Source organism: Streptomyces chengmaiensis, assembly GCF_029846775.1.
Taxonomy (GTDB): Bacteria; Actinomycetota; Actinomycetes; order Streptomycetales; family Streptomycetaceae; genus Streptomyces; species Streptomyces chengmaiensis.
Map to the genome: position 1 here is coordinate 1 of NZ_JARWBG010000051.1, position 22,948 is coordinate 22,948.

24 protein-coding genes and 1 pseudogene are annotated in these 22,948 nt (G+C 71.0%); 11 read left to right on the top strand and 14 right to left on the bottom strand.

Annotated features, from left to right (window positions below; all coding sequences use genetic code 11):
* Both QCN29_RS29755 and QCN29_RS29760 read left to right on the top strand, forming a co-directional pair.
* A pseudogene (locus QCN29_RS29755) lies at positions 1-190 on the top strand (hypothetical protein); the annotation flags it as partial.
* A 298-nt stretch (positions 191-488) separates the two neighbouring features.
* Entirely contained in the window at positions 489-1,367 is an 879-nt protein-coding gene (locus QCN29_RS29760; protein ID WP_279932063.1) for an alpha/beta fold hydrolase, read from the top strand.
* An 11-nt stretch (positions 1,368-1,378) separates the two neighbouring features.
* On the opposite strand, the gene QCN29_RS29765 is transcribed toward QCN29_RS29760, so the two are convergent.
* Complete coding sequence (locus QCN29_RS29765; protein WP_398860232.1) at positions 1,379-2,329, bottom strand: NYN domain-containing protein; 951 nt, start codon at positions 2,327-2,329, stop codon at positions 1,379-1,381.
* A gap of 137 nt (positions 2,330-2,466) precedes the next feature.
* Here QCN29_RS29765 and QCN29_RS29770 point away from each other — a divergent pair, with 137 nt between their 5' ends.
* Positions 2,467-2,640, top strand: coding sequence for a hypothetical protein (locus tag QCN29_RS29770; RefSeq protein WP_240136688.1), 174 nt, complete (start codon positions 2,467-2,469; stop codon positions 2,638-2,640).
* Positions 2,641-2,655: 15 nt separating this feature from the next.
* Here the strand turns inward: QCN29_RS29770 and QCN29_RS29775 are convergent, their stop codons facing one another.
* The 4 genes from QCN29_RS29775 to QCN29_RS29790 all read right to left on the bottom strand — a co-directional run bounded on the left by QCN29_RS29775 (position 2,656) and on the right by QCN29_RS29790 (position 5,604).
* Positions 2,656-3,261, bottom strand: a complete 606-nt coding sequence (locus QCN29_RS29775) for a MarC family protein (protein ID WP_279932064.1) — start codon at positions 3,259-3,261, stop codon at positions 2,656-2,658.
* 45 nt (positions 3,262-3,306) lie between these two features.
* Positions 3,307-4,170, bottom strand: coding sequence for a PHP domain-containing protein (locus QCN29_RS29780; protein ID WP_279932065.1), 864 nt, complete (start codon positions 4,168-4,170; stop codon positions 3,307-3,309).
* A gap of 123 nt (positions 4,171-4,293) precedes the next feature.
* Positions 4,294-4,932, bottom strand: coding sequence for a DUF6758 family protein (locus QCN29_RS29785; protein ID WP_279932066.1), 639 nt, complete (start codon positions 4,930-4,932; stop codon positions 4,294-4,296).
* An 81-nt stretch (positions 4,933-5,013) separates the two neighbouring features.
* Positions 5,014-5,604 (bottom strand): suppressor of fused domain protein, encoded by a 591-nt coding sequence (locus QCN29_RS29790; RefSeq protein WP_240136684.1) that lies wholly within the window; start codon positions 5,602-5,604, stop codon positions 5,014-5,016.
* A gap of 492 nt (positions 5,605-6,096) precedes the next feature.
* Between QCN29_RS29790 and QCN29_RS29795 the strand changes: the two genes are divergently transcribed.
* On the top strand, positions 6,097-7,230 hold the full coding sequence (locus QCN29_RS29795; RefSeq protein ID WP_240136683.1) for a magnesium and cobalt transport protein CorA: 1,134 nt from the start codon (positions 6,097-6,099) through the stop codon (positions 7,228-7,230).
* Positions 7,231-7,321: 91 nt separating this feature from the next.
* Here the strand turns inward: QCN29_RS29795 and QCN29_RS29800 are convergent, their stop codons facing one another.
* The 3 genes from QCN29_RS29800 to dhaM (QCN29_RS29810) all read right to left on the bottom strand — a co-directional run bounded on the left by QCN29_RS29800 (position 7,322) and on the right by dhaM (QCN29_RS29810) (position 10,499).
* Positions 7,322-9,760, bottom strand: a complete 2,439-nt coding sequence (locus QCN29_RS29800) for a SpoIIE family protein phosphatase (protein WP_279932068.1) — start codon at positions 9,758-9,760, stop codon at positions 7,322-7,324.
* A 72-nt stretch (positions 9,761-9,832) separates the two neighbouring features.
* Positions 9,833-10,123: an HPr family phosphocarrier protein gene (locus tag QCN29_RS29805; protein WP_279932069.1), complete on the bottom strand. Its 291-nt coding sequence runs from the start codon at positions 10,121-10,123 to the stop codon at positions 9,833-9,835.
* The gene (dhaM, locus tag QCN29_RS29810) at positions 10,107-10,499 is read right to left on the bottom strand and encodes a dihydroxyacetone kinase phosphoryl donor subunit DhaM (protein ID WP_279932070.1); all 393 of its coding nucleotides are present in this window, start codon (positions 10,497-10,499) and stop codon (positions 10,107-10,109) included. The genes QCN29_RS29805 and dhaM (QCN29_RS29810) overlap by 17 nt, the downstream gene beginning before the upstream one ends.
* Before the next feature lie 361 nt (positions 10,500-10,860).
* On the opposite strand from dhaM (QCN29_RS29810), the gene QCN29_RS29815 reads away from it, so the two are divergent.
* The 4 genes from QCN29_RS29815 to QCN29_RS29830 all read left to right on the top strand — a co-directional run bounded on the left by QCN29_RS29815 (position 10,861) and on the right by QCN29_RS29830 (position 15,090).
* Positions 10,861-11,628, top strand: coding sequence for an MIP/aquaporin family protein (locus QCN29_RS29815; protein ID WP_279932071.1), 768 nt, complete (start codon positions 10,861-10,863; stop codon positions 11,626-11,628).
* Entirely contained in the window at positions 11,625-12,623 is a 999-nt protein-coding gene (gene dhaK, locus QCN29_RS29820) for a dihydroxyacetone kinase subunit DhaK (RefSeq protein ID WP_279932072.1), read from the top strand. The genes QCN29_RS29815 and dhaK overlap by 4 nt, the downstream gene beginning before the upstream one ends.
* Before the next feature lie 155 nt (positions 12,624-12,778).
* Positions 12,779-13,405: a dihydroxyacetone kinase subunit DhaL gene (dhaL, locus tag QCN29_RS29825; RefSeq protein WP_240136678.1), complete on the top strand. Its 627-nt coding sequence runs from the start codon at positions 12,779-12,781 to the stop codon at positions 13,403-13,405.
* Positions 13,402-15,090, top strand: a complete 1,689-nt coding sequence (locus QCN29_RS29830) for a phosphoenolpyruvate--protein phosphotransferase (RefSeq protein WP_279932073.1) — start codon at positions 13,402-13,404, stop codon at positions 15,088-15,090. Before dhaL (QCN29_RS29825) ends, QCN29_RS29830 begins: the two co-directional genes overlap by 4 nt.
* Before the next feature lie 153 nt (positions 15,091-15,243).
* Here the strand turns inward: QCN29_RS29830 and QCN29_RS29835 are convergent, their stop codons facing one another.
* From QCN29_RS29835 to QCN29_RS29845, 3 genes are all read right to left on the bottom strand, one after another.
* A complete protein-coding gene (locus tag QCN29_RS29835) occupies positions 15,244-16,218 on the bottom strand; it encodes an aldo/keto reductase (protein WP_240136676.1) in 975 nt (324 codons plus the stop codon).
* Between the two features lie 120 nt (positions 16,219-16,338).
* Positions 16,339-16,965, bottom strand: a complete 627-nt coding sequence (gene dhaL / locus QCN29_RS29840; protein ID WP_240136675.1) for a dihydroxyacetone kinase subunit DhaL — start codon at positions 16,963-16,965, stop codon at positions 16,339-16,341.
* Positions 16,966-17,472: 507 nt separating this feature from the next.
* Complete coding sequence (locus QCN29_RS29845; protein WP_279932074.1) at positions 17,473-18,282, bottom strand: IclR family transcriptional regulator; 810 nt, start codon at positions 18,280-18,282, stop codon at positions 17,473-17,475.
* A 23-nt stretch (positions 18,283-18,305) separates the two neighbouring features.
* On the opposite strand from QCN29_RS29845, the gene dhaM (QCN29_RS29850) reads away from it, so the two are divergent.
* The 3 genes from dhaM (QCN29_RS29850) to QCN29_RS29860 all read left to right on the top strand — a co-directional run bounded on the left by dhaM (QCN29_RS29850) (position 18,306) and on the right by QCN29_RS29860 (position 19,693).
* Positions 18,306-18,698, top strand: a complete 393-nt coding sequence (dhaM, locus tag QCN29_RS29850) for a dihydroxyacetone kinase phosphoryl donor subunit DhaM (protein WP_240136673.1) — start codon at positions 18,306-18,308, stop codon at positions 18,696-18,698.
* The gene (locus tag QCN29_RS29855) at positions 18,682-18,969 is read left to right on the top strand and encodes an HPr family phosphocarrier protein (RefSeq protein WP_240136672.1); all 288 of its coding nucleotides are present in this window, start codon (positions 18,682-18,684) and stop codon (positions 18,967-18,969) included. The genes dhaM (QCN29_RS29850) and QCN29_RS29855 overlap by 17 nt, the downstream gene beginning before the upstream one ends.
* 217 nt (positions 18,970-19,186) lie before the next feature.
* A complete protein-coding gene (locus QCN29_RS29860; RefSeq protein ID WP_279932075.1) occupies positions 19,187-19,693 on the top strand; it encodes a hypothetical protein in 507 nt (168 codons plus the stop codon).
* Positions 19,694-19,880: 187 nt separating this feature from the next.
* Here QCN29_RS29860 and QCN29_RS29870 read toward each other — a convergent pair whose 3' ends face one another.
* The 3 genes from QCN29_RS29870 to QCN29_RS29880 are packed head-to-tail and all read right to left on the bottom strand — an operon-like array spanning position 19,881 to position 22,944.
* A complete protein-coding gene (locus tag QCN29_RS29870; protein ID WP_279932076.1) occupies positions 19,881-21,023 on the bottom strand; it encodes a DUF475 domain-containing protein in 1,143 nt (380 codons plus the stop codon).
* A 2-nt stretch (positions 21,024-21,025) separates the two neighbouring features.
* On the bottom strand, positions 21,026-21,421 hold the full coding sequence (locus QCN29_RS29875) for a universal stress protein (protein ID WP_279932077.1): 396 nt from the start codon (positions 21,419-21,421) through the stop codon (positions 21,026-21,028).
* A gap of 17 nt (positions 21,422-21,438) precedes the next feature.
* Positions 21,439-22,944, bottom strand: a complete 1,506-nt coding sequence (locus tag QCN29_RS29880; protein WP_279932104.1) for a tripartite tricarboxylate transporter permease — start codon at positions 22,942-22,944, stop codon at positions 21,439-21,441.
* Positions 22,945-22,948 lie beyond the last annotated feature (4 nt).

Genomic DNA, 22,948 nt, shown 5'->3' on the forward strand with positions numbered 1-22,948 from the left:
CCCGCGGCGTCGGCGTCGGACGCGGGCGGGCACGCCCGCGGAAGCCCCGCAGGCCCAGGCCGCCCCGCAGGCCCAGGCCGCCCCGGAGGGCACGCCCGCCGCAGGCGCGGACGCCGCAGATGCCGCTCCCGCGGAGCGCAAGCCCCGCCGCCGCACCCGCACCCGCCGCCGCACCCAGCCGGAGGACTGAGCCTCCTCACGGCCGTCACGGCCATTGACGCCCGAGCCCCAGGCCCGCCTTCGCCGCGGGGTCCTGGGGCTCGGCGGTTTCTCCCCCACCCCGCCCCTTCCCGAAACCGGGGGCTGCGCCCCCGGCCCCCGCGGAGGTGTGCGTCCGTGCGGGCCGCACCCGCGGGCTCCCGGGCACGGCGCCTTCGCGCCGCGTGCCCCGTCCACGGACAGGTACGAACCCCCAACGGCGAATCTGTCTGCGGCCGCCGCGCAAACCCAGGGGACGGCCGGCCCAGCCGCGGCGATAGCCTCGTGTCATGAGTCGGCCGCCCACGTTCACCCCGCCCCCCTCCGCCCGTGCCCGCGCACTGCGCACCGCGCGGGGGGAGTTCGCCGTGCTGGAGGCGCTGCCCGCGGGCGAGCCGCGCGCGGACGCGCTGATGCTGCCCGGATACACGGGGAGCAAGGAGGACTTCATCGCGCTGTTGGAGCCGCTCGCCGCCGCGGGCTACCGGGTCGTCTCCGTCGACGGACGCGGGCAGTACGAGACGCCCGGGCCGGACGACCCGCAGGCCTATGCGCAGGGCGAGTTGGCGCGGGACGTACTGGCGCAGGCCGAAGCGGTCCGGGACGGCGGCGGCCACGCCAGGCCCCTGCACCTGCTCGGGCACTCGCTCGGCGGCCAGATCGCCCGCGCCGCCGTGCTCCTCGACGCCGCGCCCTTCGCCAGCCTCACGCTCGTCTCCTCCGGGCCCGCGCAGATCGCGCCGTCCCAGCAGCAGAAGGTCAAGCTGCTCGGCGAGGCCCTCGCCACGATGAGCATGGCGGAGGTGTGGGAGGCCATGCAGGCGTTCGAACCGCCGGAGGACGCGGCGGCCGAGGCCGGAAACGGCGCGGATCTGCGCCGCCGCTGGCTGCGTCACACGCCCGCCCAGCTGCTGGCCACCGGGCGGCAGCTGACGGCAGAACCGGACCGGGTCGGCGAACTCGCCGCCGTACGGGGGCTGCCCAAGCATGTGCTGTCCGGCGAGCGGGACGACACCTGGCCGGTGTCGCTGCTCGACGCGATGGCCGAGCGGCTCGGCGCCCGCCGTACGGTCATCGCGGGCGCCGACCACTCCCCCAACACGGACCGGCCGGCGCAGACGGCCGAGGCGGTCGCGGCGTTCTGGGAGCGGTGCGACGCCCCGCTCTGACTCAGCGGCGGTCAGGTGACGGACCGCAGATGCTGCCAGAAGCCGTCCCGCAGCACCCGCCTCAGCTGGGCGTGCCCGCGCAGCGATCCGCGCAGCACGCGCTCCGCCTCGATCAGCAGGTCCTGGTCGATCGGCCCGGGCAGATACGGGTGCCCCGGCAGCAGCTCCGTCATCGCGTCGCGCCCCCGCTCCGCCAGCCAGGCCGCCGCGATCTGCGCGCCGACGAAGCGCACCTCGTCGCGGGAGGGCGGCGGCTGCTGTGCGTCGGCGTCACCCGCGCCCTCCCCCTCGTACATCGTCACGGGCCGCCTGGTGACATAGGGCCGGCAGAAGTCGAGGTCGAAGGTGCGCTGGCTGTCGACCTCCCACAGCAGCGGCTCCGCCTGGTTGCCTCCGTCGGCCGCCTCGATGCCCCACAGATGGACCCGCGCCCCGTATCCCTGCGCCGCCTCGACCGCGGAGACCAGATCCTCGTCCCCGCCGACCAGCGCCGCGTCGCTGATGGCGCGGTGCCGGGCGAGTGACTCCAGGTCGCCGCGGATGAGGGAGTCGACGCCCTTCTGCTGGTTGCTGGCGTTGAGGTTGCCCAGCCGCACCTTCACATCCGGCAGCCCGGCGATGGACTGCTGCTCGGCCGTGTGGATGCGGCGGCGGGCGCCGTCGTACCAGTAGACCCGCAGCAGCCTGCTGTCGGCGAAGATCGTGCGGGCCTTGTCGATGAACGCGTCGATCAGCCCCTCCGCGTCCAGGTCGAAGGCGCGCCGGTCCTCGGTGCCCGTGACCAGCAACCCGGCCGCAGCATAGACGTAACCCGCGTCCACGAAGATGGCATGCGTGGACGGGGTCTTGGCGACCTCCGCGAGCATCCGCTCAAGGAGCGCGTTGGTGCGGTCCAGACGGGCGGCGATGTCCTGCCCCGGTGGGGAGCCGTTCTCTGAGTCGTTCATACGGGCGTCGTTCATACCGGCCTCATTGTCCGCGGGGCGCGGCCTTACTCGCGAGTAGTTAGCCATCCAAAAAATTTCCTTAGCGTAGGGAATGTTTTCTGGAGGGCACCTGTTCTCACCGTACGTACGCTCACGACGAAGGGAGAGTCATCTTGCGCTTCGAGATCATGCGACTCGACGACATCGACGGCGCCGCGGTGGACAGCACGGTGGTGGACGCCGCCTCCGTGAACCGGCTGGTCCAGCAGGCAGCGGCCATCGGGCAGCGCATCTACATCCGCCCGGCGGACTCCGCCGGTGCCTCGTACACCTCGTACACCTCATAGCCGGCGGCGCGCCGCTCACGCACCCCGGACGACCTGGGTGACACCGTTGATGATCTGCTGCACGGCGATCGCGGAGAGCATCATGCCCGCCAGCCGGGTCACCAGCACCACACCGCCGTCCTTGATGACGCGGATGATCAGCAACGAGTGACGCAGCGTCAGCCACAGCACCGCGTGCATCGCGGCGATCGCCGCCCAGACGGATATCTGGCCGCCGAGGCCGTCCGCCTTCTCGACGGCGAGGATGACCGAGACGATGGCGCCGGGGCCCGCCAGCAGCGGCATGCCCAGCGGCACCAGCGCGACGTTGACGTCCTTGGTCTGCTTGGGTTCGTCCGTCTTGCCGGTCAGCAGGTCGAGCGCGATGAGCAGCAGGAGCAGACCTCCCGCGATCATCAGCGAGGACTCGTCCACATGCAGATAGGCGAGGATCCGCCGGCCCATGATGCCGAAGAGGGTGATCACGCCGAACGCCACGGCGACCGCCTGCCACGCCATCCGGCGCTGCACCTTGGCCGGACGGCCCGCAGTCAGGGCGAGGAAGATCGGAGTGATCCCGGGGGGATCCATGATGACGAAAAGGGTCAGGAACAGAGAGCCGAAAAGGGCAGCGTCGAACACAGTGAGGCCTTGCGGTGACGTGGGTCGTACAGGGGCGGGCGAGGACTACGGGCGCGGTCCCCCGGCGCCCGGGACGGGGAACGCTCCCGTCGCCCGGCGCGTGATCTCGCCGTAGATCTCCGGGTCGGTCGTGTACTCGCCGAGCCGGCAGGTCTTGCGGCTGCCGTGGTAGTCGCTGGAGCCGGTGGCCAGCAGCCCGAGATCGGCCGCGAGCCCGTGCAGCCGGGCGCGGGTGGCGGCGTCATGGTCCATGTGGTCGGCCTCGATGCCGTCGAGACCCGCGGCGGCGAGGCGGGCGACGGCCTCCTCGGGCACCACCTCGCCGCGCTTGACGGCGAGCGGGTGCGCGAAGACGGTCACCCCGCCGGCGGCCTTGACCAGGCGGATCGCCTCGAACGGGTCCAACTCGTGGCGCGGCACGAAGACCCGGCCGCCGTCCGCGAGCCACTCGCGCGTGAAGGCGTCGGAGACGGTCTCGACGACGCCCAGGTCGACCAGGGCGGAGGCGATGTGGGGCCGGCCGACCGAGCCGTCGCCCGCGATCCGGGCGACCTGCTCCCAGGTGACGGGAACGCCCAGCTCCCGCAGCTTTGCGACCATCGCCCGCGCACGCGGCACACGGTCGTCGCGCACCAGCTCCCGCTCGCGCAGCAGCTCCGGCTCGTCCGGGTCGAAGAGGTACGCGAGCATGTGCAGGCTCACACCCTCGATACGGCACGACAGTTCGGCTCCGGTGACGAGGGTGAGGCCCTCGGGGAGCGCGGCGGCGGCTTCCGCATGGCCGCGGGTGGTGTCGTGGTCGGTGAGCGCGACGACGTCCAGTCCGGCCGCGGCGGCGTTGCGCACCAGCTCGGCCGGGGTGTCCGTACCGTCCGAGGCCGTGGAGTGGGTGTGCAGGTCGATGCGCACGACGCGTGACTCCGGAGCGGCTCGGGGCGGAGAGGGGGACGCTCCAGGATAACCGCCCCCCGGCGGCGCCGGGACCGTCGCGTGTCCAACGCCATAGCCGGTGGGCGCCCGGGCCCGGAGGGGCTACGACAGCAGTCGGGGGGAGAGCGCCCCGCAGGGGAGGAGTTCGACCTCCGCGCCCGCGTCCCGCAGATCCGTGAGGACCAGTTCGTCGTACATCAGCAGACCGGACTGCTCTGGCCAGGCGATCGCCCACAGCCACAGCCCGCGCGCCTCGCCCGCGAAGACCGCGCGGTCGTCGGGCGCGCCCGCGACATGCCACAGAGGGGTGGGCCGGCCGGCCGCGAGGACCTTCGCCTCGGGCTGCTTGTCGACGCAGATGTGCGGGCCGGGGTCGGGGCCGTCCGTGCCCGCATAGCGCGCGCCGAGGCCGACGCCGAGCTCCTCGGCGACCAGCAGCAGCTCACCCAGGCCGCCCAGGGGCCCGGGGCCCGAGCAGGCGACGGCGGTCGCCCGGCCGCCGCTGCGGTCGTCGCCCGCATAGGCCACGCCCGTGTACAGCCAGCCGACGGGCAGCGGCCACGGCATCCACACCGGCACCTCGGCCCGGTGCACGACGACGCCGAGGGCCTCGACGCTGGGCGGGATCACCGGTTGCAGCGGGTGCACGGCCCCATGCACATCGCACTGCCAGGAGTCGGCGAAGAGACCGGGCGCCCTGACCCGGCCACCGCACTTCGGGCAACTGGGTTCGCCCCTCATAGCGTTCCACGGTCCTCTCCGGCCGTCGCCGCGTCAAGGACGATCACCCGTCCGGAGCGCACCGCCGTCGCGTTCAACCGCTCAGTCCAGGGCCGCTGACCTGCGCAGCGGATCGCGCAGATCGGTTCCGCCGGTGAGCCAGCGCTCCTCGAGAGCCTGCGCTCCGTGGACCCGCTTCCAGGCCGCCTCGTTGGGCGTCATCGGCAGCAGCGGCAGAAAGCGCACCGGATCCCTCGGGGCGTCCAGCTCCAGGTCCTCCACCAGGCCGCCCGGCTCCGCGACCAGCACCGAGGTGAACGGCGCGCCCGGCCACAGCGGCCCGCCCACGTCCAACGAGGCCCCGGGGGCCACGACCACCCCCTCGACCTGCGGCGAGGCAGCCAGTACGGCGAGCGGGCGGAGCACCTTGTCGGTGTCGGCGAGACCGGCGCGCACCGAGAGGACCAGTTCCGCGCGCGGACCCTTCACGGGATCGGCGAGGGCCGCCGTGGGGTCCGTCATCGGCTGGGCGGACATGCCGAGCGTGGCGTAGCGGACGATGTCGCCGCCCCGGTCCACAAAGCGCAGCACCTCGATGCGGTCTGTGCCGAGGAAGGTGACCGACGCCCGCGCGTCCGGCTCCCCGAGCGCCGTACGCAACCGTGTCTCGACGAGAGCAAGAACATCTTCCATGCGGCGAGCATAAAGCGCGTATGGAACGGGCAAAGGAAAGGATTGGCCCTCAGTCGGCTGATAGTCTTGGCCGCTGGTCGGGGCACTCGCGTTGAGACCCGTAACCCGACGACACGTCATCCCCCACGGGGGACCGGCCGGAGGAGGTGGGGCTGCGATGGATCGAAGTCGATCGTGCAGTACCAGCCGCTCTTCCGGACCGCCTTCACTCCGTCCATGAGCTGACCCCGGTCTGATCCGCCGGGGCCTCCCGGGATCTGCCCGGACCTCACGGGCGAGCTGAGCCTCCCGCACGGCGCACGCCGGAAGAGCACGTCACCTTTGCATTCCGCCTGTCTGCAGCGAACGCCGTCCCTTCCACGGACTCGCGGTGCCGCCCGCTTTGCGGACGTGCGCGCCCCGGTCGCCCATGCGCACCGGCCCGCCTCACGTCCCCGTTCCGGGCTGTGCCTCGTATGCCGCCGACGGCCTTCAGTCGTGAAGGAGCCAGCCATGTCGATGATCCGTGACCTGCGTGCCGTGGTCCGTCCCGCCCTGCGCCCCGCACTGCGCAAGAACGGCGCATACGGCTCGTACAACGCGTACGACCCCACCCGCGACGCGTCCGCCTCCAGTGCGGTCGTCGACTGCGCCGTCTACCGCGACGGGCGGCGGCTGGAGGACGAGAGCTGCCTGACGCCGCACGAGGCGATGCTGCGGGTGCGCGAGGGCGGCGGCTTCGCCTGGATCGGGCTGCACGAGCCGACCGAGGAGGAATTCGCCGGAATCGCGGCGGAGTTCGGGCTGCACCCGCTCGCCGTCGAGGACGCGGTCCACGCACATCAGAGGCCCAAGCTGGAGCGGTACGACGACACGCTGTTCACCGTCTTCAAGACGGTCCACTACGTCGAGCACTCCGAACTGACGGCGACGAGCCAGGTCGTGGAGACCGGCGAGGTGATGTGCTTCACCGGGCGGGACTTCGTCATCACCGTCCGGCACGGCGGCAAGGGCTCGCTGCGCGCCCTGCGCCACAGCCTGCAGAAGGACGCGGAGCTGCTGGCCAAGGGGCCGTCCGCGGTGCTGCACGCCATCGCCGACCATGTCGTGGACGGCTATATCGCGGTGGCCGACGCGCTGCAGGACGACATCGACGAGGTCGAGATCGATGTGTTCTCCGCGCCCGCGAAGGGCAGCCCGCGCGGCAGCGACGCCGGGCGGATCTACCAGCTCAAGCGTGAGGTGCTGGAGTTCAAGCGGGCGGTGACCCCGCTGCTGCGACCCATGCAGCTGCTGAGCGAGCGGCCGATGCGGCTGGTCGACCCGGACATCCAGAAGTACTTCCGGGACGTCGCCGACCACCTCGCACGGGTGCAGGAGGAGGTCATCGGCTTTGACGAACTGCTGAACTCGATCCTGCAGGCGAATCTGGCGCAGGCGACGGTGGCGCAGAACGAGGACATGCGCAAGATCACATCGTGGGCGGCGATCATCGCGGTGCCGACGGCGGTGTGCGGGATCTACGGCATGAACTTCAAGTACATGCCGGAGCTGGAGTGGCGCTACGGCTACCCCCTGGTGCTCACCGGCATCCTGGGCGTCTGCTTCGCGATCCACCGCACGCTCAAGCGCAACGGCTGGCTCTAGCGGGGCGGCGGCCGGGCGCCCAGGGGCCGGCGCCCGGCACTGACCGGGCCGGGTACTGCTCGGCTGCCTCGGTGCTGCTACGGGTGGCCGTTCACGGGAGAAGTTGTTCGGCCCAGATGGTCTTGCCGTCCGTCGTGTAGCGGGTTCCCCAGCGTTGGGCGAACTGGGCCACCAGGAACAGTCCGCGCCCGCCTTCGTCGTTGGTGTGGGCGCGGCGCAGGTGGGGGGAGGTGTGGCTGCCGTCGGAGACTTCGAAGATCAGGTTCACGTCGCGGATGAGGCGGAGGCTGACGGGGCCGGAGGCGTGACGGATGGCGTTGGTCACCAGCTCGCTGACGATCAGTTCGGCGGTGAAGGCGAGATCTTCCAGATCCCAGGCGTCGAGTTGCTCGGTGGTGAGGGACCGGGCTTGGCCGACGGCGGTGAGCTCGCGGGGCAGGCGCCAGGTCGCGACGTTCTCTTCGCTGAGGGAGCGTGGGCGTGCGACGAGAAAGGCGACGTCGTCGCGGGGACGGTCCGGGAGCAGCAGGTGCTCCATGTCGTCGCAGATTTCCTCCAGCGGGCGGTCGGGGTACGCCAGCGCGAAGGCCAGCCGTGTGAAGCCAAGATCTATGTCGCGGTCGGAGGAGGCGGTGATGAGGCCGTCGGTGTAGAAGGCGAGGACGCTTCCGTCCGGTATCGGTACCTGCGTGCATTCGAAGGGCAGGCCGCCCAGTCCCAGCGGGGGTCCTGCTGGGATGTCCAGGAACTCGACGGCTTTGTCGGGGTGGGCGATGGCGGGTGGGGGATGTCCCGCACGGGCGACGTCCGCGGTGCGGGAGATGGGGTCGTACACGCAGTACAGGCAGGTGGCTCCGATCACGCCGGGGACATGGCGGTCCGCGCTCTCCGCCTCGTCGAGGTGGGCGACCAGGTCGTCGAGGTGGGCGAGGAGCTCATCGGGCGGCAGGTCGAGGTCGGCGAGGGTCTGGACGGCGGTGCGCAGGCGTCCCATGGTGGCGGCCGCGTTCATTCCGTGGCCGACGACATCTCCGACGACCAGTCCGATGCGTGTGCCGGACAGGGGCAGCACGTCGAACCAGTCTCCGCCGACGCCGGCGTGGGTGTCGGCGGGCAGATAGCGGTAGGCGACGTCCACGGCGGTCGGGGTCGGCAGGTCCTTGGGGAGCAGGTTGCGCTGGAGGGACAGGGCGGCGCGGTGCTCGCGTGCGAAACGCCGGGCGTTGTCGATGCAGACGGCCGCGCGGGCGGCGAGTTCTTCGACCAGGAGCAGGTCGTCGGCGTCGAAGGCTTCGGGATTCTTCCAGCGCACCAAGGTGGTCGCGCCCATGGTGATGCCGCGGGCGCGCAGGGGGACCACCAGGTGGGAGTGGATGCCGACTTCTCTCAGCTTGGCCGAGCGCGCCGCGTCCTGGGACAGCCAGGGGGTGGACAGGTCCACGACGGGGTCCAGCACGGGACGGCCGGTGGCAACGCAGCGGTGCTGAGGCGATGTCTCGGAGTAGGTGACCCGTGCCCCCAGTGGCGCCACAGATTCCGGGAGATCGTCTCGGATGGACTGCTGAGCGCGCCGGATCAGTTCGGCGGACCCGGCGATGAGGACCGGATCGGGCTCGTGACCGTGGATGACGGCAGCGGACAGGTCGACGGCGACGAAGTCGGCGACCTGCGGCACCAGCACCTCGGCGAGTTCCTGGACGGTGCGGTCCAGATCCAGCGTGCTGCCGATGCGGACGCCGGCCTCGTTGATCAAGGCAAGGTGCCGTCGCGCACGGTAGTAGCCGGTGACATCGAGTACCGCCTGGCCCATGCCCAGGGTGTGGCCGGCGGGGTCCTGAAGCCTGAAGGAGGAGCGGGAGCGGACGTGCGGCGGATAGGAGGAAGAAGCGCCCGGGGGATCGGCGTGGGAGACGACGACCTGTGGCTCACCGGTCTCCATTACTTCCCGGGCGCGGGCTTCGGTCATCGGACCGGCCTCTTCGGGAACGGTGTCGCTCAGTGCGCGGCCCAGCCGCAGCCGTGCGGGGACACCCTCCATGCGTTCCAGGGCAGGGTTGATCATGACGAATCTGAGTTGCGGGTCCACGACAGCCAGCCCGAACGGAGACTGGGTGAACAGTCCGCGCAGGATCGCATGCTCGCGCTCCCGCGCCTGAGTGGTGGCGAGGTCGGCGGCCACGATGAGCCAGCTCGCCTGGCGATCGGGGCCCAGCGGGCAGGCCTGCGCCCTGATCTGCAGGGGCCTGCCGTCGCGGCGGTGCGCGGTGAGCGTGCCCGTCCATCCTCGTCCGGCCAGGCTCCGTTCGGCCATCTCCCAGCGCTCGTCCCACGGGATCGCCAGGATTTCCGTGACCGGGTGTGCGACCGCGTCCGTCATGGCGTAGCCGAACAGCGCCTCGGCACCACCGCTCCAGTGCTGGACCAGGCCGTATGAGTCCACCACCACGACTGCCGCATCGGTGATGTCGAACCGAGAGCCTTCCGTCTCGCCGCCGGGCGCTGGCGGCTTGTCGGTTTTCGGTGATCCCACACCTCAATGGTGCATCTGTTCGGCTGAGTGCACTGCCGCAGGCGGCGGCGCTCTCGGGGCCGGGCGGCGGGGTTATTCGGCCGTGGCGAGGATGCCGGCCAGTGCCGCGACGGCCTGTTCGGCGTCAGGGCCGTCGGCACGCACGGTCACGGTGCTTCCGGCCGTGGCGCCCAGGCCCATCACCGCCAGGACGCCGGTCGGGTTGACGGTCCGGCCGGCGTATTCGAGCTGCACGGTACTGGCGAATTCGGCTGCGGCGCGGGCGAGCTGCCCTGCCGGGCGGGCGTGCAGGTTGGCGGGCAGGACGACGTCACTTTCGTGACCGGCCGTGGTCGTGGCGGTGGAGTCAGAGTTTGTGGACATTGCGGGCCTCCTTGGCGGCGTCGGCGACGGTCTTGAGGTCGCCGCCGGATGCGGCCGTGACGACGGCTGCGACGGCTCCTTCGACGAAGGGCGCGTCGACGAGGGTGACGTCGGGGCGGGGGTGGTCTTCCAGGACGGTGCGGGCGGTCAGGACGGAGCTGCCGAGGTCGGGAAGGACGACGACGCCACCCCCGCGGTCGGCGTCCTTGATCGCGTTGAGAACCAGGTCATAGCTGGTGCCGATCCGGCCGTCGTCGGTTCCTCCGGCGGCAGCGACGGGGACGTCCTCCGAGCCGATCTGCTCCACCAGCAGGCGAAGACCCGAGGCCAGCTCGGCGCTGTGGGACACAAGGACGATGCCAACAAGTGCGTTCATGAACGGCTACGCTAAATCTCGGAACGCCGTTCATCAATACGGAACCCGCTGTAAATTTTTTCGATGCAGCAGGCGGTGCTCGCCGACGGTCGCGTCCCGGTGGTGCACATCGCCCTTCCTGCGGTCGACCGCCCTACAAAGGCAGCCGACGAACCTCTTGACAGCCACGAAACGTGGACTTAATTTCTCGGAACACAGTTCATCCATGATGAATCGCTTGCCCGGATGCCGCTGGCTTTCCGGTTCCCAATGAGCCGGCCGCCAGGTTGCCCGACCCTGACCACCTGGCGGCCCCCTCCCTTCACACCCGCTCATGCGGAGGAGGTGAGCGCCCCATGCAATGTGGCGTGGGCGCCCAACTATGGAAGAGAACACTTACCCTCAGAAACTCCTCGCCGAGATGCTGGGCACCGCCGTGCTGGTGTTCATCGGCGTCGGTTCGGTCCCCGCGACGCTCATCGTCGCAGGCGATGCCCCGTTCACCATGGCGCAGCTGGGAATGATCTCGCTCGCGTTCGCCACCGCGGTCATCGCGATGGTCTACGCGATCGGCCACATCTCCGGCTGCCATATCAACCCGGCCATCACGCTGGCGCTCGCGGCCACAAGGAAGATGCCCTGGCGGGACGTCCCCGGCTACATCGCGGCCCAGGTGGCTGGAGCGGTGCTGGGCGCGCTCGCGATCGTGGGGGTCCTGGGAAAGAAGGCGGTCGACGTCGGCCTCGGCATCGCCGCCTACGGCACCGGTGTAGGGGCCGGGCAGGCCTTCTTCGCCGAAGCGGTCGGCACGTTCCTCCTCGCGTTCATCGTGTTCGGCGCGATCGACCGGCGCGCGCCCGGCGGCTTCGCGGGCCTGGCCATCGGCCTCGGCGTCTTCGCGATCATCATCCCGGTGGCGCCGGCCACGGCGGCGTCGATCAACCCGGCCAGGACACTGGGCCCGATGATCACAGGCGAGCTGTTCGGGGGCACGGTCCACTGGGACCAGCTGCCGGTCTACCTGGCCGCCGAGGTCATCGGCGCCGTCGTCGCCGGCTTCCTCTACGTCGCCCTCAACAAGGCAATCGCCGCAACCCCCGCCCAGAGCCCGGCGGTTGAGCCCGCCACGGCCGAAGGAGCCCTGTCATGAAGAAGCTCATCAACGCGCCCGAGGCGGTCCTCGCCGACGCCCTGTCCGGTATCGCCGCCGCCCACTCGGGGTTGAACGTCGACACGGAGAACAAGGTGATCACCCGCACGGCTGGCACCAGAGCGGGCAAGGTGGCCCTGCTGTCCGGGGGCGGTTCCGGGCACGAGCCGCTGCACGGCGGCTTCGTGGGGCTGGGCATGCTGGACGCGGCCTGCCCCGGCGAGGTGTTCACCTCGCCCGTCCCCGGCCAGATGCTCACCGCGGCCCAGGCCGTCGACGGCGGCGCGGGCGTGGTGTTCATCGTGAAGAACTACACCGGTGACGTCCTCAACTTCCAGATGGCGGCCGAACTCGCCGCCGAGGAAGGCCTCAGTGTGGAGACCGTCCTGGTCGACGACGACGTCGCCGTCCGGGACTCCACCTACACCGCCGGCCGCCGCGGCACCGGGGCCACCGTCTTCGTCGAGAAGATCGCCGGGGCCCTCGCCGAGCAGGGCGCCGACCTCGCCGCCGTCGCCGAGATGGCCAAGCGGGTCAATGCCTCTTCCCGGTCCTTCGCCGTGGCCCTGACCGCGTGTACCACGCCTGCCTCCGGCAAGCCCGGCTTCGACCTGTCCGAGCACGAGATGGAGGTCGGCGTCGGCATCCACGGCGAGCCCGGCCGCCGCAGGGAGAAGCTGCGCCCCGCCAAGGAGATCGTGGCCACTGCTCTGGACGCGATCCTCGACGACCAGCCGCTGGCCGCCGGGGACGACGCCATCGTCATGGTCAACGGCCTGGGCGCGACCCCGCTCATCGAGCTGTACGTGGTGTTCAACGAGGTGGCGCAGGTGCTCGCCGCGAAGAACGTGACCATCGCCCGCAGCCTGGTAGGCAACTACGTGACCAGCCTGGACATGGCGGGCGTCTCCATCACGGTGTGCAAGGCCGATGCCGACATGCTCGCCCTGTGGGACGCGCCCGTGAACACCCCCGCCCTGCGCTGGGGCGCCTGAACCGAGCCGGGGGCCGGCCGCGATGTCCTCAAGGGCCCGGGCCAGAGCCCTTCGCAGCCAGCTCTCCCCGGACCGCACCCCTTGCCGCATCAAGCGGCCGGCCCCCGGCTCATCTGCTCGTGAACCCGCTACGCACGCATCGAACGGAGAATTCCGTGGACATCGACCTCGCCCGCGCGTGGGTGCAGGCCATCGCCACCGCCGTGGATCAGCACAAGGACCAGCTCACCCAGCTCGACTCGGCCATCGGCGACGCCGACCACGGCGTCAACATGCACCGCGGCTTCTCCGCCGTCACCACGGCCCTGGAAGGCGTCGAGCCGGACACCGTCGGCGCCCTGCTGGTGAAGGCGGGCACCACCCTCATCTCCAGCGTCGGCGGCGCCTCCGGCCCGCTGTACGGGGGCGCCTTCCGCGCCATCGGCAAGATGCTGGATGCCCCCAAGGCCACACCGGGGGAATTCGCCCACGCACTCGCCGCCGGCCTGGACAGCATCAAGAAGCTCGGCGCAGCCTCGCCGGGTGACAAGACCATGATCGACGCCTACGCGCCCGCACTGGCCTCCTTCCAGCAGCAGGCCGATGCCGGAGCCGACCTCGCCGCGGCCGCCCTGGCCGCAGCGGACGCCGCAGAGGACGGCATGCGCGCCACCACCCCGCTGCAGGCCCGCAAGGGACGCGCCTCATACCTCGGCGCCCGCAGCGTCGGCCACCAGGATCCCGGCGCCGCCTCCACCGCCCTGATCTTCCGTGCCCTGGCCGAGACGGCGGTGGCCCGATGACAGACCGCCTCACCTATGAAGGGCGCACCGCCGCAGCCGGCACCGCGTTGGGCTTCCTGCTCAGGACCGACCGGCCCGCCACCCGCAGCTCGCTGCCGCAGCGCACCAACGGCGACGGCGCACAGCAGATCACCGACGCTTTCGACGCCGTCGCCTCCCGCCTGCTCGAGCTGTCCGCCTCGCTGCGCGAACAGGGCAAGGACGAACAGGCCGACATCATGGAGGTCAACGGCTACATCGCGCAGGATGCGGATCTGCGCGACCAGGCCATCAAGCGAGCGCACGGCGGCCAGCCGGTGGCCGTCGCCGTGCGGCAGGCCATCGACGCCTACGCCGGAGTCATCGCCGCCCTCGATGACCCGACACTCGCCGACCGTGCGGCCGATGTGCGCCAGGTCGGCCGCCGTGTCCTGGCCCACCTGTACGGCGAGACGGGCCCCGCCCCCGACCAGCCCCTGATCCTGGTGGCCCACGAGATCGGCGCGGCAGACCTGCTGGAACCGGGCCAGACCGTGACCGGCGCCGTCTCCGTCACCGGTGGCCCGAACTCCCACGCTGCGATCGTCGCCCGCTCCCAGGGCATCCCTCTCCTGCTCGCCGTCGACCCGCAGCTGCTGGAGCTGCCCGACGGTCAGGAAATCCTCCTCGACACCGACCGGGCCACCGCCGTCGTCCATCCCGGCGACGACGAACGCGCCACCGCTCTGCGGGCCGTCGACGCGGCGCGGCGCCGCAGGCTCGCGCTCGCACAAGAGCGCCACCTGCCGGCCCGGACACTGGACGAGCACGACATCATTCTGCGGGCCAATGTGGCCACGCAGGCCGAGGCCCGGACCGTCCTGACCGCCGGCGCCGACGGGGTCGGCCTGCTCCGCACCGAGCTGCCCTTTCTCAACCGCGCCGCCTGGCCCACCCGCAACCAGCACGCGGCCGCCCTCGTCCCGGTGCTGCGCGCCCTCGCCGGGCAGACCGTCACCGCCCGGACCCTCGACTTCGCCGACGACAAACTGCCGCCGTTCCTCGCCAAGGGCCTTGAGGGCGAGCGGCTCGGCCGCGGCCTGCCGCTGATGCTCGCCCAACCCGACGCCTTCGCAGACCAGTTCCGCAGTCTGCTCAGCGCCGGAGCCGACACCGACCTGCGCATCATGATCCCCATGGTCGCGAGCGTCGATGAACTGCGCGCCTGCCGCGCCCTTCTCGATGCTGCGGCCGTCGAACTCGGCGTCGGCGCACCCCCGCTGGGCATCATGGTCGAACTGCCCGAAGCCGTCGCCGCGGCTGATGAACTCGCCCGCGAAGCGGCCTTCTTCTCGATCGGCAGCAACGACCTCACCAGCCAGATCCTGGGCATCGACCGCCGCGACCCCGCCGCCACCCCGGCCATGGCCGCGCACCCTGCCGTCCTCAACGCCATCGCCGAGGTCGTCACCGCCGCACACCGCCACCACCGTCAGGTCTCCGTCTGCGGTGACGCCGCCGCCCACCCACTCGTCACCCCCCTGCTCATCGGTCTGGGCGTCGACATCCTCTCCGCAGCCCCCTCCGCGCTCGACGAAGTCCGCGCTCGCATCCGCCGCCTGCGCTACGACGCCTGCTCGTCTCTTGCCGCCATCGCCCTTACCCGCGAAAGTCCCGAAGAGGTCTGGCAGCTCGTGCAGCAAACGTGCATGCCGTCGCTGCCATGACGCCTGCCATCGCCTGCGCCGGAGCTCCGCCCCGGCGCAGGCTCGCGCCACGGCCCAGTGGCGCCAGATCTCGCCAGGGCAGACGGGCGTCGTGACCGCCGGGGCCCAAAACGGCGGGGTGTTGAGGTCAGATGGAGGGGCTGGCGGTGCGGCTCACGCCCAGGCCAGCTGTGATCGGTGCGTCCAGTAGGCGCCGGCGGGTTCGGCCAGCTCGGTGAGCCGCTGAAGCTGGGTGGGCTGGAACTTGACGCGCGCTGCCGCGAGGTTGCTGGTGAGCTGGTCGACCGTGGCGGCTCCGGAGAGCACGACGTCGGCCCAGGGCTCGGCGGCGACGGCGGCGAGGGCGACGGCATCGCACGAGGCACCGGTCTGCTGGGCGATCTCCCGCAGAGCGCTCATCTCGGGTGCCACAACATGGGGGTCGGCCAGGCGGCCGTTGGCCAGGGCCTCTTTGACGATCACCGCGCAGCCGGCGTCGTGTGCTTCGGCCAGCGCCTCACCTGCGGAGCGCTCCAGCAGGTTGTAGGTGGTCTGGACGCTGCGGAACAGCGGCCTTCCGCTCACCGTGACCGACAGTGCTGCGCGGATGGTGTCCGCCTGGTTCGGGCCGCTGGTGGACAGGCCGACGGTCACGCCCTCTTCCGCCAGTCGTGCGAGCCGCTCATGCAGGGCGGTGTCGCTCAGTGCGGGGCTGTCCGGTGTGACGGAGTGAGTCTGGTACAGATTGAGCCGGTCTCCCAGCAGGGCGCGGGTCTCGGCGACTTGCCGGTCGTACGCGGCCGTGCTGTGGTCCTTGACCTCGTGGACGTCTGCCTGGGTGCTCCAGTCGGCGGTGTAGGTGTAGCCCCACTTGCTGCCCACCACGATGTCCGTGCCGTCGGGACGGGCCTGAAGCCACTGGGCGAGATACGTTTCCGCCAGCCCGTAGGAGCGGGCGGCATCGAAGTAGCGCACCCCCTGGGCATAGGCCGCGTCCATCAGGGCGAAGGCCCGCTGTCTGAGGGCTTCGGCCGAGCGGACGGCGGGCAGATCCGTGTCCCGACCCAGCGTGATGTAGCCGGGTCGGCCGACGGCCGCCAGCCCCAGACCGATCCGCAGGGGCGAGGCCGCCCGGAGTGTCAGACTCATGCGAGGAAACCTCCGTGGCAGTTCTTGTGACAGTGGGCCGCAGCAAGCGCCGGGCGGAAACGGGTCATCCCAGGCCGATGCCAGGAGCCGGTTGACGCTTGGTGCGGGTGGAGCGGTCGGTCACGCATGGGCCGCTGTGTCGGCGAGGGCACGGAAGATCAGGGCCGTCGAGGTGGCCCCCGGGTCCTGGTGGCCGACGCTGCGCGCCCCGAGGTAGGAGGCTCTGCCCTTGCGTGCCTGCAGGGGCGTGGTGGCGCGCATGCCCTCCTCGGCGGCGTCGGCGGCAGCCGCTGCCGCGGCGGCGAAGCCGGCTCCCTGACGGATCTGCTCCTCGAAGGCAGCCACCGCGGGCGCATACGCGTCGATCATCGTCTTGTCGCCCGGGACGGCCGTGCCCAGCTTCTGGATGCTTTCCAGACCGGCGGCGAGTGCCCCGGCGAACGCGAGCGGTTCGGCGGCAGGAGTGTCCAGGGCCTTGCCCAATGCGCGGAAGGCGCCCCCGTACAGCGGTCCCGAAGCGCCCCCGATGGTGGAGATGAGGGTGGTGCCGGTCTTGATGAAAACGGCTCCGACCGTGTCCGGCTCGACGCCTTCCAGAGCCGTGGTGACGGCGGAGAAGCCGCGGTGCATGTTGACGCCGTGGTCGGCGTCGCCGATGGCCGAGTCGAGCTGGGTGAGGTGATCCTTGTGCTGATCCACGGCGACGGCAATGGCCTTCACCCACGCACGGGCGAGGTCGATGTCCATGGGGGTCTCCGTTCGATGATCGGTGCATACGGGGTCGGTGGTTGGAAGAGCCGGGGGCGGGGCGCAGTTCACACGACTGCCTCTGGAGGGCCGCGCCCGATGCACAGCCCCGCCCCCGACCCGGTTCAGGCGGCCCCGTCGCAGGGCGGAGGTGTTCACGGGTGCGTCCCACAGGGACAGCATGTCGGCATCCGCCCTGCACACCGTGGTGGAGACACCCGCCATGTCCGGACGGGTCGCATAGTTCCGGCGCCGACGCCGGCACGGACGCTTCACCTCCTCCGCGTGATGCGGGCTGTGAACGGGAGAGCAGCGCAGGGTCCTGCTGTCTTGGGCGGAAACCGGCGGCCCTGTGGGAACCCGACGGACCACCCTCTCCGGCATTGTTCATCATTGATGAACAATGTTCCGGAAGCTAAGCCCATGTTTCACGCTTGTCAAGAGGCTCAGCACCCGGTCGGCCGCAGTACCGTGCCGGGGCGAGGCCGCGATGCCGGGCTGTGCGTCTCAGGCGCCCGGGGCGTAGGCGGCCCGGCGCGGGGCCCCCAGGTCGCGGGAGAGATTGCGGGCGGTTTCCCGCACGGCCACGGCGAGTTCCCGGCGCGTCGACTCACCCAGCATGCGCTCGACCGGGCCGACGATGCCGATGGCACCCGCCACCTCCCCGGAACGGTCGAAGACCGGCGAGGCGATGCCCGCATCCCCGATGGCCGACTCCTGGTCCTCCAGCGCGTAACCGGCCTTCAGGACCTCCTCCAGTTGGTCTGCCAGCGCCTTCCGGTCGGTCATGCTGGCGCCGGTGAGCACCGCCAGCTCTCCGGCGAGCAGGCGCTCGCGCACATCCGGCGGCGACGACGCCACGACGGCCTTGCCCAGGGCGCATGTGTTCCACGGGATGCTCGCACCCACCTCGAGAATCTGCACCGCACCCTCGGGGCGGAACGCATGGTGGACGATCAGCACGTGGTCGCCCGTGAGGACGCCCACCCACACGGCCTCCTTGGTGCGGTTGGCCAGAGCGTCCGACCAGGTCAACGACCGCGTCCGCAGCTCATGCGTATCCAGATAGGCGTTGCCCAGCTGCACGAGGTTCGGCCCCAGCTGGTACTTCGAGCTGTCCCGGTCCTGTCCGACCAGGCCCTCGATCTCCAGCGTGCGCAGCAGTGCGTGCACCGTGGGCTTTGCGACGCCCAGCCGGTCAGCCAGCTCGGTCACGCCCAGCCGGGGACCGCCGGAGGCGAGTTCCCGCAAGATCTGCACTGCCCTGTGCACGGACTGGACCATCGAGATCTCCGATTCAGTATTGCCGAACAGCATTCCGGGATTTAATGTGACTGTTCATGAGCACACCCGTCGGCATCGTACTCGTGTCCCACAGCGCCCAGCTCGCTGCAGGTCTGCGCCTGCTGGTGGAGCAGATCGGCTCCGCCGCCGTTCCCGTCGTCACCGCGGCCGGAACCGACGACGGCGGGATCGGCACCAGCTACGGCCTCGTGCTCAACGCGATCAAGGACGCGGACCGGGGCGCCGGGGTGCTGGTCCTTCCCGACCTCGGCAGTTCCGTTCTGACCGCCCGCACCGTCCTGGACGACCACCCCCGCCCGGACGCCGTCATCGTCGACGCTCCCTTTGTCGAGGGCGCCGTCGCCGCGGTGGTCGCCGCCGCGTCCGGTGCCGATCTGCACACCGTCGTCAAGTCCGCTGAAGAGGCCCGCCATGTCCGCAAGCTCTGACACCTCCCCCGCCGCCACCGGCCACGAAGCAGCCGTGGTGCTTCCCGCGAACCTCCACGCCCGCCCCGCCGGGCAGCTCGCCCGCGCAGCGGGTCAGTTCTCCAGCACCATCGAGCTGGACTACAACGGCAAAACGATCAATCCCACCGGTGTCCTCGGCGTCATGGGCCTGGGGGCCACGGCCGGAAGCACGGTGACCGTACGGGCCACCGGCCCCGACGCCCACGACGCGGTCGCCGCGCTGACCGACGTCCTCGCCAGCGCCGAATAGCCCTGACCGTCATCAGGCCGCAGATGACGAGCCGGCGGGCGGACCTCCCCGTCGCAGCCTGAGCAGGCCGGCGCGGTCGGTGAGCGGCAGACGGATATACGGCTATACGGCATGAGTGCGACTGACAATCTAGGCCTGACCGCCCGCCTCGCCTCACGGCGGGGCGGGGAATGCAAGGCCCCCCTTTGCTCGATCTCAATCGTCTAGGCTGCCGGGTATGACAGACAAGCTGCTCGGCCAGGCGCTCGTCGAGGAGGCCGCCAAGAAGTCCGGCCTGATCTGGGTGCGCGGCGACGGACCCGAGCGTGCTCTGTGGCATGTGTGGCACGAGGGTGCCGCGTATGTCGTCGGCGACGGCCCCGGCGAGCAGCCCCTCCCCGGGCTCACGGACGGCGGCCGCGCCGAGGTGACCGTGCGCAGCAAGGACAAGGGCGGCCGGCTGGTGGCCTGGACGGCCGAGGTGCGCGAGCTCGCGCCTGGCTCCGAGGCGTGGGAGGCGGCGGTCGCCGAGCTGAAGGGCAAGCGGCTGAACGCGCCGGACGCGGAGCGGATGCCGGAGCGGTGGGGGCGGGAGTGCCGGGTGCTGCGGCTGGAGCCGCGGGACGTGAGCACGGAGCTGCCGGCGGATTCGCTGGCGGCGGCGCCGTTGCCGTCGGACGCGGTCACCCGTCGGCCGGTTCCGGCGGCGCTTCCCCGCCTGCTCTTCAGGCGCCGGAGAGCCTGACGCCTGTGGCGGGCGCGCCTTGACCGGGGCTCCGCCCCAGCCCTGGAGCTGGTTGAGCTGCATCTCCAGCCTCTTGCGCGAGGTGGCCACGTCGGCGACGCCGCGCCTCAATCTCCCCCAGCTACCTCCCCCAGACTCCGTCCGGAGGTACCCCCAGAGGTACCCCCAGGCGGGGCTGGATTTCCGCTCACACTGCTGACGGCACCTCCGCCTTGTCGTCCGGCGTCACCTCATCCGCCCCCGACGCCTCCAGCGCCTTGTTGCGGCGGACCGAGGCGAGGAAGGAGGCGGCGATCAGGACGACGCCTATCAGACCTGTGATGATCTCGCTGATCTGGTGCTGGATGGTGATCAGCAGGATCACGGCGAGGGCGCCGATCGCGTAGTGCGCGCCGTGCTCCAGGTAGACGTAGTCGTCGAGGGTGCCCTGGCGGACCAGGTAGACCGTGAGCGAGCGGACGTACATCGCGCCGACGCCCAGGCCGAGGGCCATCCAGAAGATGTGGTTGGTGATGGCGAAGGCGCCGATCACTCCGTCGAAGGAGAACGAGGCGTCCAGGACCTCGAGGTAGAGGAAGAGGAAGAACGCGGCCTTTCCGGCGAGGGCGACCGCGGAGACCGGCTCGCCCTGCGCCCGGGCCTTCTCCTGCTCGTGCTCGTGTTCCTCCCCTTCCTCGAGCCTGTCCTCGAAGTGGGCCGACAGGCCGCCGACCACGAGGTAGGTGATGAGTCCGGCGACTCCCGAGAGCAGCACGGTGGCGGTCTTGTCCGCGTTGCCGGTGCTGACGTGTGCGTGGGTGGCGAAGGTCATCGCGGTCGCCAGCAGGGCGATGAGCGCAAGGCAGACCCCCAGCATGTCGATCTTGCCGAGCCTGGCCAGCGGGCGCTCCAGCCAAGCCAGCCACGTGATGTCGCGGTCCTCCAGGATGAAGTCCAGGAAGATCATCAGCAGGAACATGCCGCCGAAGGCGGCGATCGCGGGGTGGGCGTCGGTGACCAGGTCCTGGTAGCGGTCGGGGTCGTCGAGGGCGAGCTGGACCGCCTCGACGGGGCCGACCTTGGCGCTGACGGCGACGATCACCACCGGGAAGACCAGCCGCATGCCGAACACCGCTATCAGGATGCCCAGGGTGAGGAAGACGCGCTGCCAGAAGGCGTTCATCTTCTTCAGGATCCCGGCGTTGACGACCGCGTTGTCGAAGGACAGGGAGATCTCCAGGATGGAGAGGATCAGGACGATCCCGAAGGCCTCCCAGCCCCACTGCCACGCGGCGAAGGCCAGGCCGGCCGCGGTGACGGCGAACGACCAGCCGAAGGTACGCAGCATCATCGTCAGCCCTCCGCCTTCACGGCGAGCACCGGACAGCCCACGCCCAGCAGGATCTGCTGGGCCGCCGAGCCCATGATCAGCTTGCCGACCGCGCTGCGCCGGCGCAGGCCGATCACCACCAGGGAGGCGTCCAGCCGCTCCGCCAGGTCGATGATCTCCTCGCCGGCGTCCCGGGCGCCGAGGACCTGGCGGATGTCGAAGTCGACGCCCAGCGCCGCGAGATCCTCGCGGACATGGGTCAGGTCGGGTTCCCGGGCGAAGCGCGGGTCCACGAGCGCGTCGCCCCGGGTGGTATTCACCACCAGCAGTTTCTCCTCACGGCGGCGGGCCTCGCCGATCGCCGCGCGCAGGGCCGCCTCCCCCTCGGGCGAGGGGACGTAGCCGACCAGGATGGTCATCTCGGACTCCAGATGTCTCAGGCGGCGGCGTTTCGCGCGCGCAGAGGGCTTAGGACGAAGCGACGGATCAGCGGCCACACCAGGACCAGCGCGACCGTCGTGTAGACCGTGTACGACACCGGACCGCCCAGCAGCCCCGACAGCTCACCGCCGGACAGCTGGAGGGAGCGCCGGCCCTGCAGCTCCGCGCGCGGGCCCAGGATCACGCCGACGATCAGCGGCAGGACCGGCAGCCCGAAGCGGCGCATGGCGAAGCCGAGCAGGCCCAGGGTGAGCAGGAGGAACAGGTCCAGGGGCTGGGCGCCTACGGCGTAGGCGCCCATCGACGCGAAGAACAGGATCCCCGCGTACAGATGCGGCCTCGGGATCTGGAGCAGCTTCGCCCAGGCCGGGGCCAGCGGGAGGTTCAGCAGCAACAGCAGCAGGTTGCCGATGAACAGGCTGGCGATCAGGACCCAGACCAGGCTCGCCTCGCGCTCGAAGAGCAGGGGGCCGGGCTGGATGCCGTACGACTGGAAGGCCGCCAGCATCACGGCCGCCGTGGCGTTGGTCGGGAGGCCGATCGCCAGCATCGGCACCAGGGTGCCCGCCGCCGACGCGTTGTTCGCGGCCTCCGGGCCCGCCACGCCCTCGATGGCGCCCTTGCCGAACTCCTCGGGGTGCTTGGTCAGCCGCTTCTCCGTGGCGTACGACAGGAACGTCGGGATCTCCGCGCCACCGGCCGGCAGCGCGCCGAACGGGAAGCCGTACGCCGTTCCGCGCAGCCAGGGCATCCAGGACCGCTTCCAGTCGCTCCGGCCCATCCACGGGCGGCCCACCGGGATCACCTCGGCCGGCCGGCGGCGCAGATGCGCGGCCACCCACAGCGCCTCGCCGACGGCGAAGATGCCGACCGCGACCACGACGACGTCGATGCCGTCGGCGAGCTGCGGTATGCCCAGGGTGAGCCGCTGCTGGCCCGACACCGAGTCGATGCCGACCAGGCCGATCGTCAGGCCCAGGAGCAGGGATACGAAGCCTCGGATGCGGGACGAGCCCAGCACCGACGTCACCGCTATGAACGCCAGCAGCATCAGCGCGAAGTAGTCGGGCGCGCCCAGGCTGACCGCCAGGTCCACCACGAACGGCGTGACCAGGACCAGCAAGAGCGTGCCGATCGTGCCCGCCACGAAGGAGCCGATGGCGGCCGTGGCCAGGGCCTGGGCCGCGCGGCCCGCCTTCGCCATCTTGTTGCCCTCGATGGCGGTGACCACGGACGAGGACTCGCCGGGGGTGTTCAGCAGGATCGACGTCGTCGAGCCGCCGTACATGCCGCCGTAGAAGATGCCGGCGAACATGATGAACGCCTGCACCGGCTCCATGCCGTACGTGATCGGCAGCAGCAGCGCCACCGTCATCGCCGGGCCGATGCCCGGCAGCACGCCCACTGCGGTGCCGACGAGGACGCCGATCAGGGCGAGGAGCAGGTTCATCGGGTCCATGACGTCCGCGAAGCCCTGCATGAGGTTGTTCAGGTTGTCCATCGCC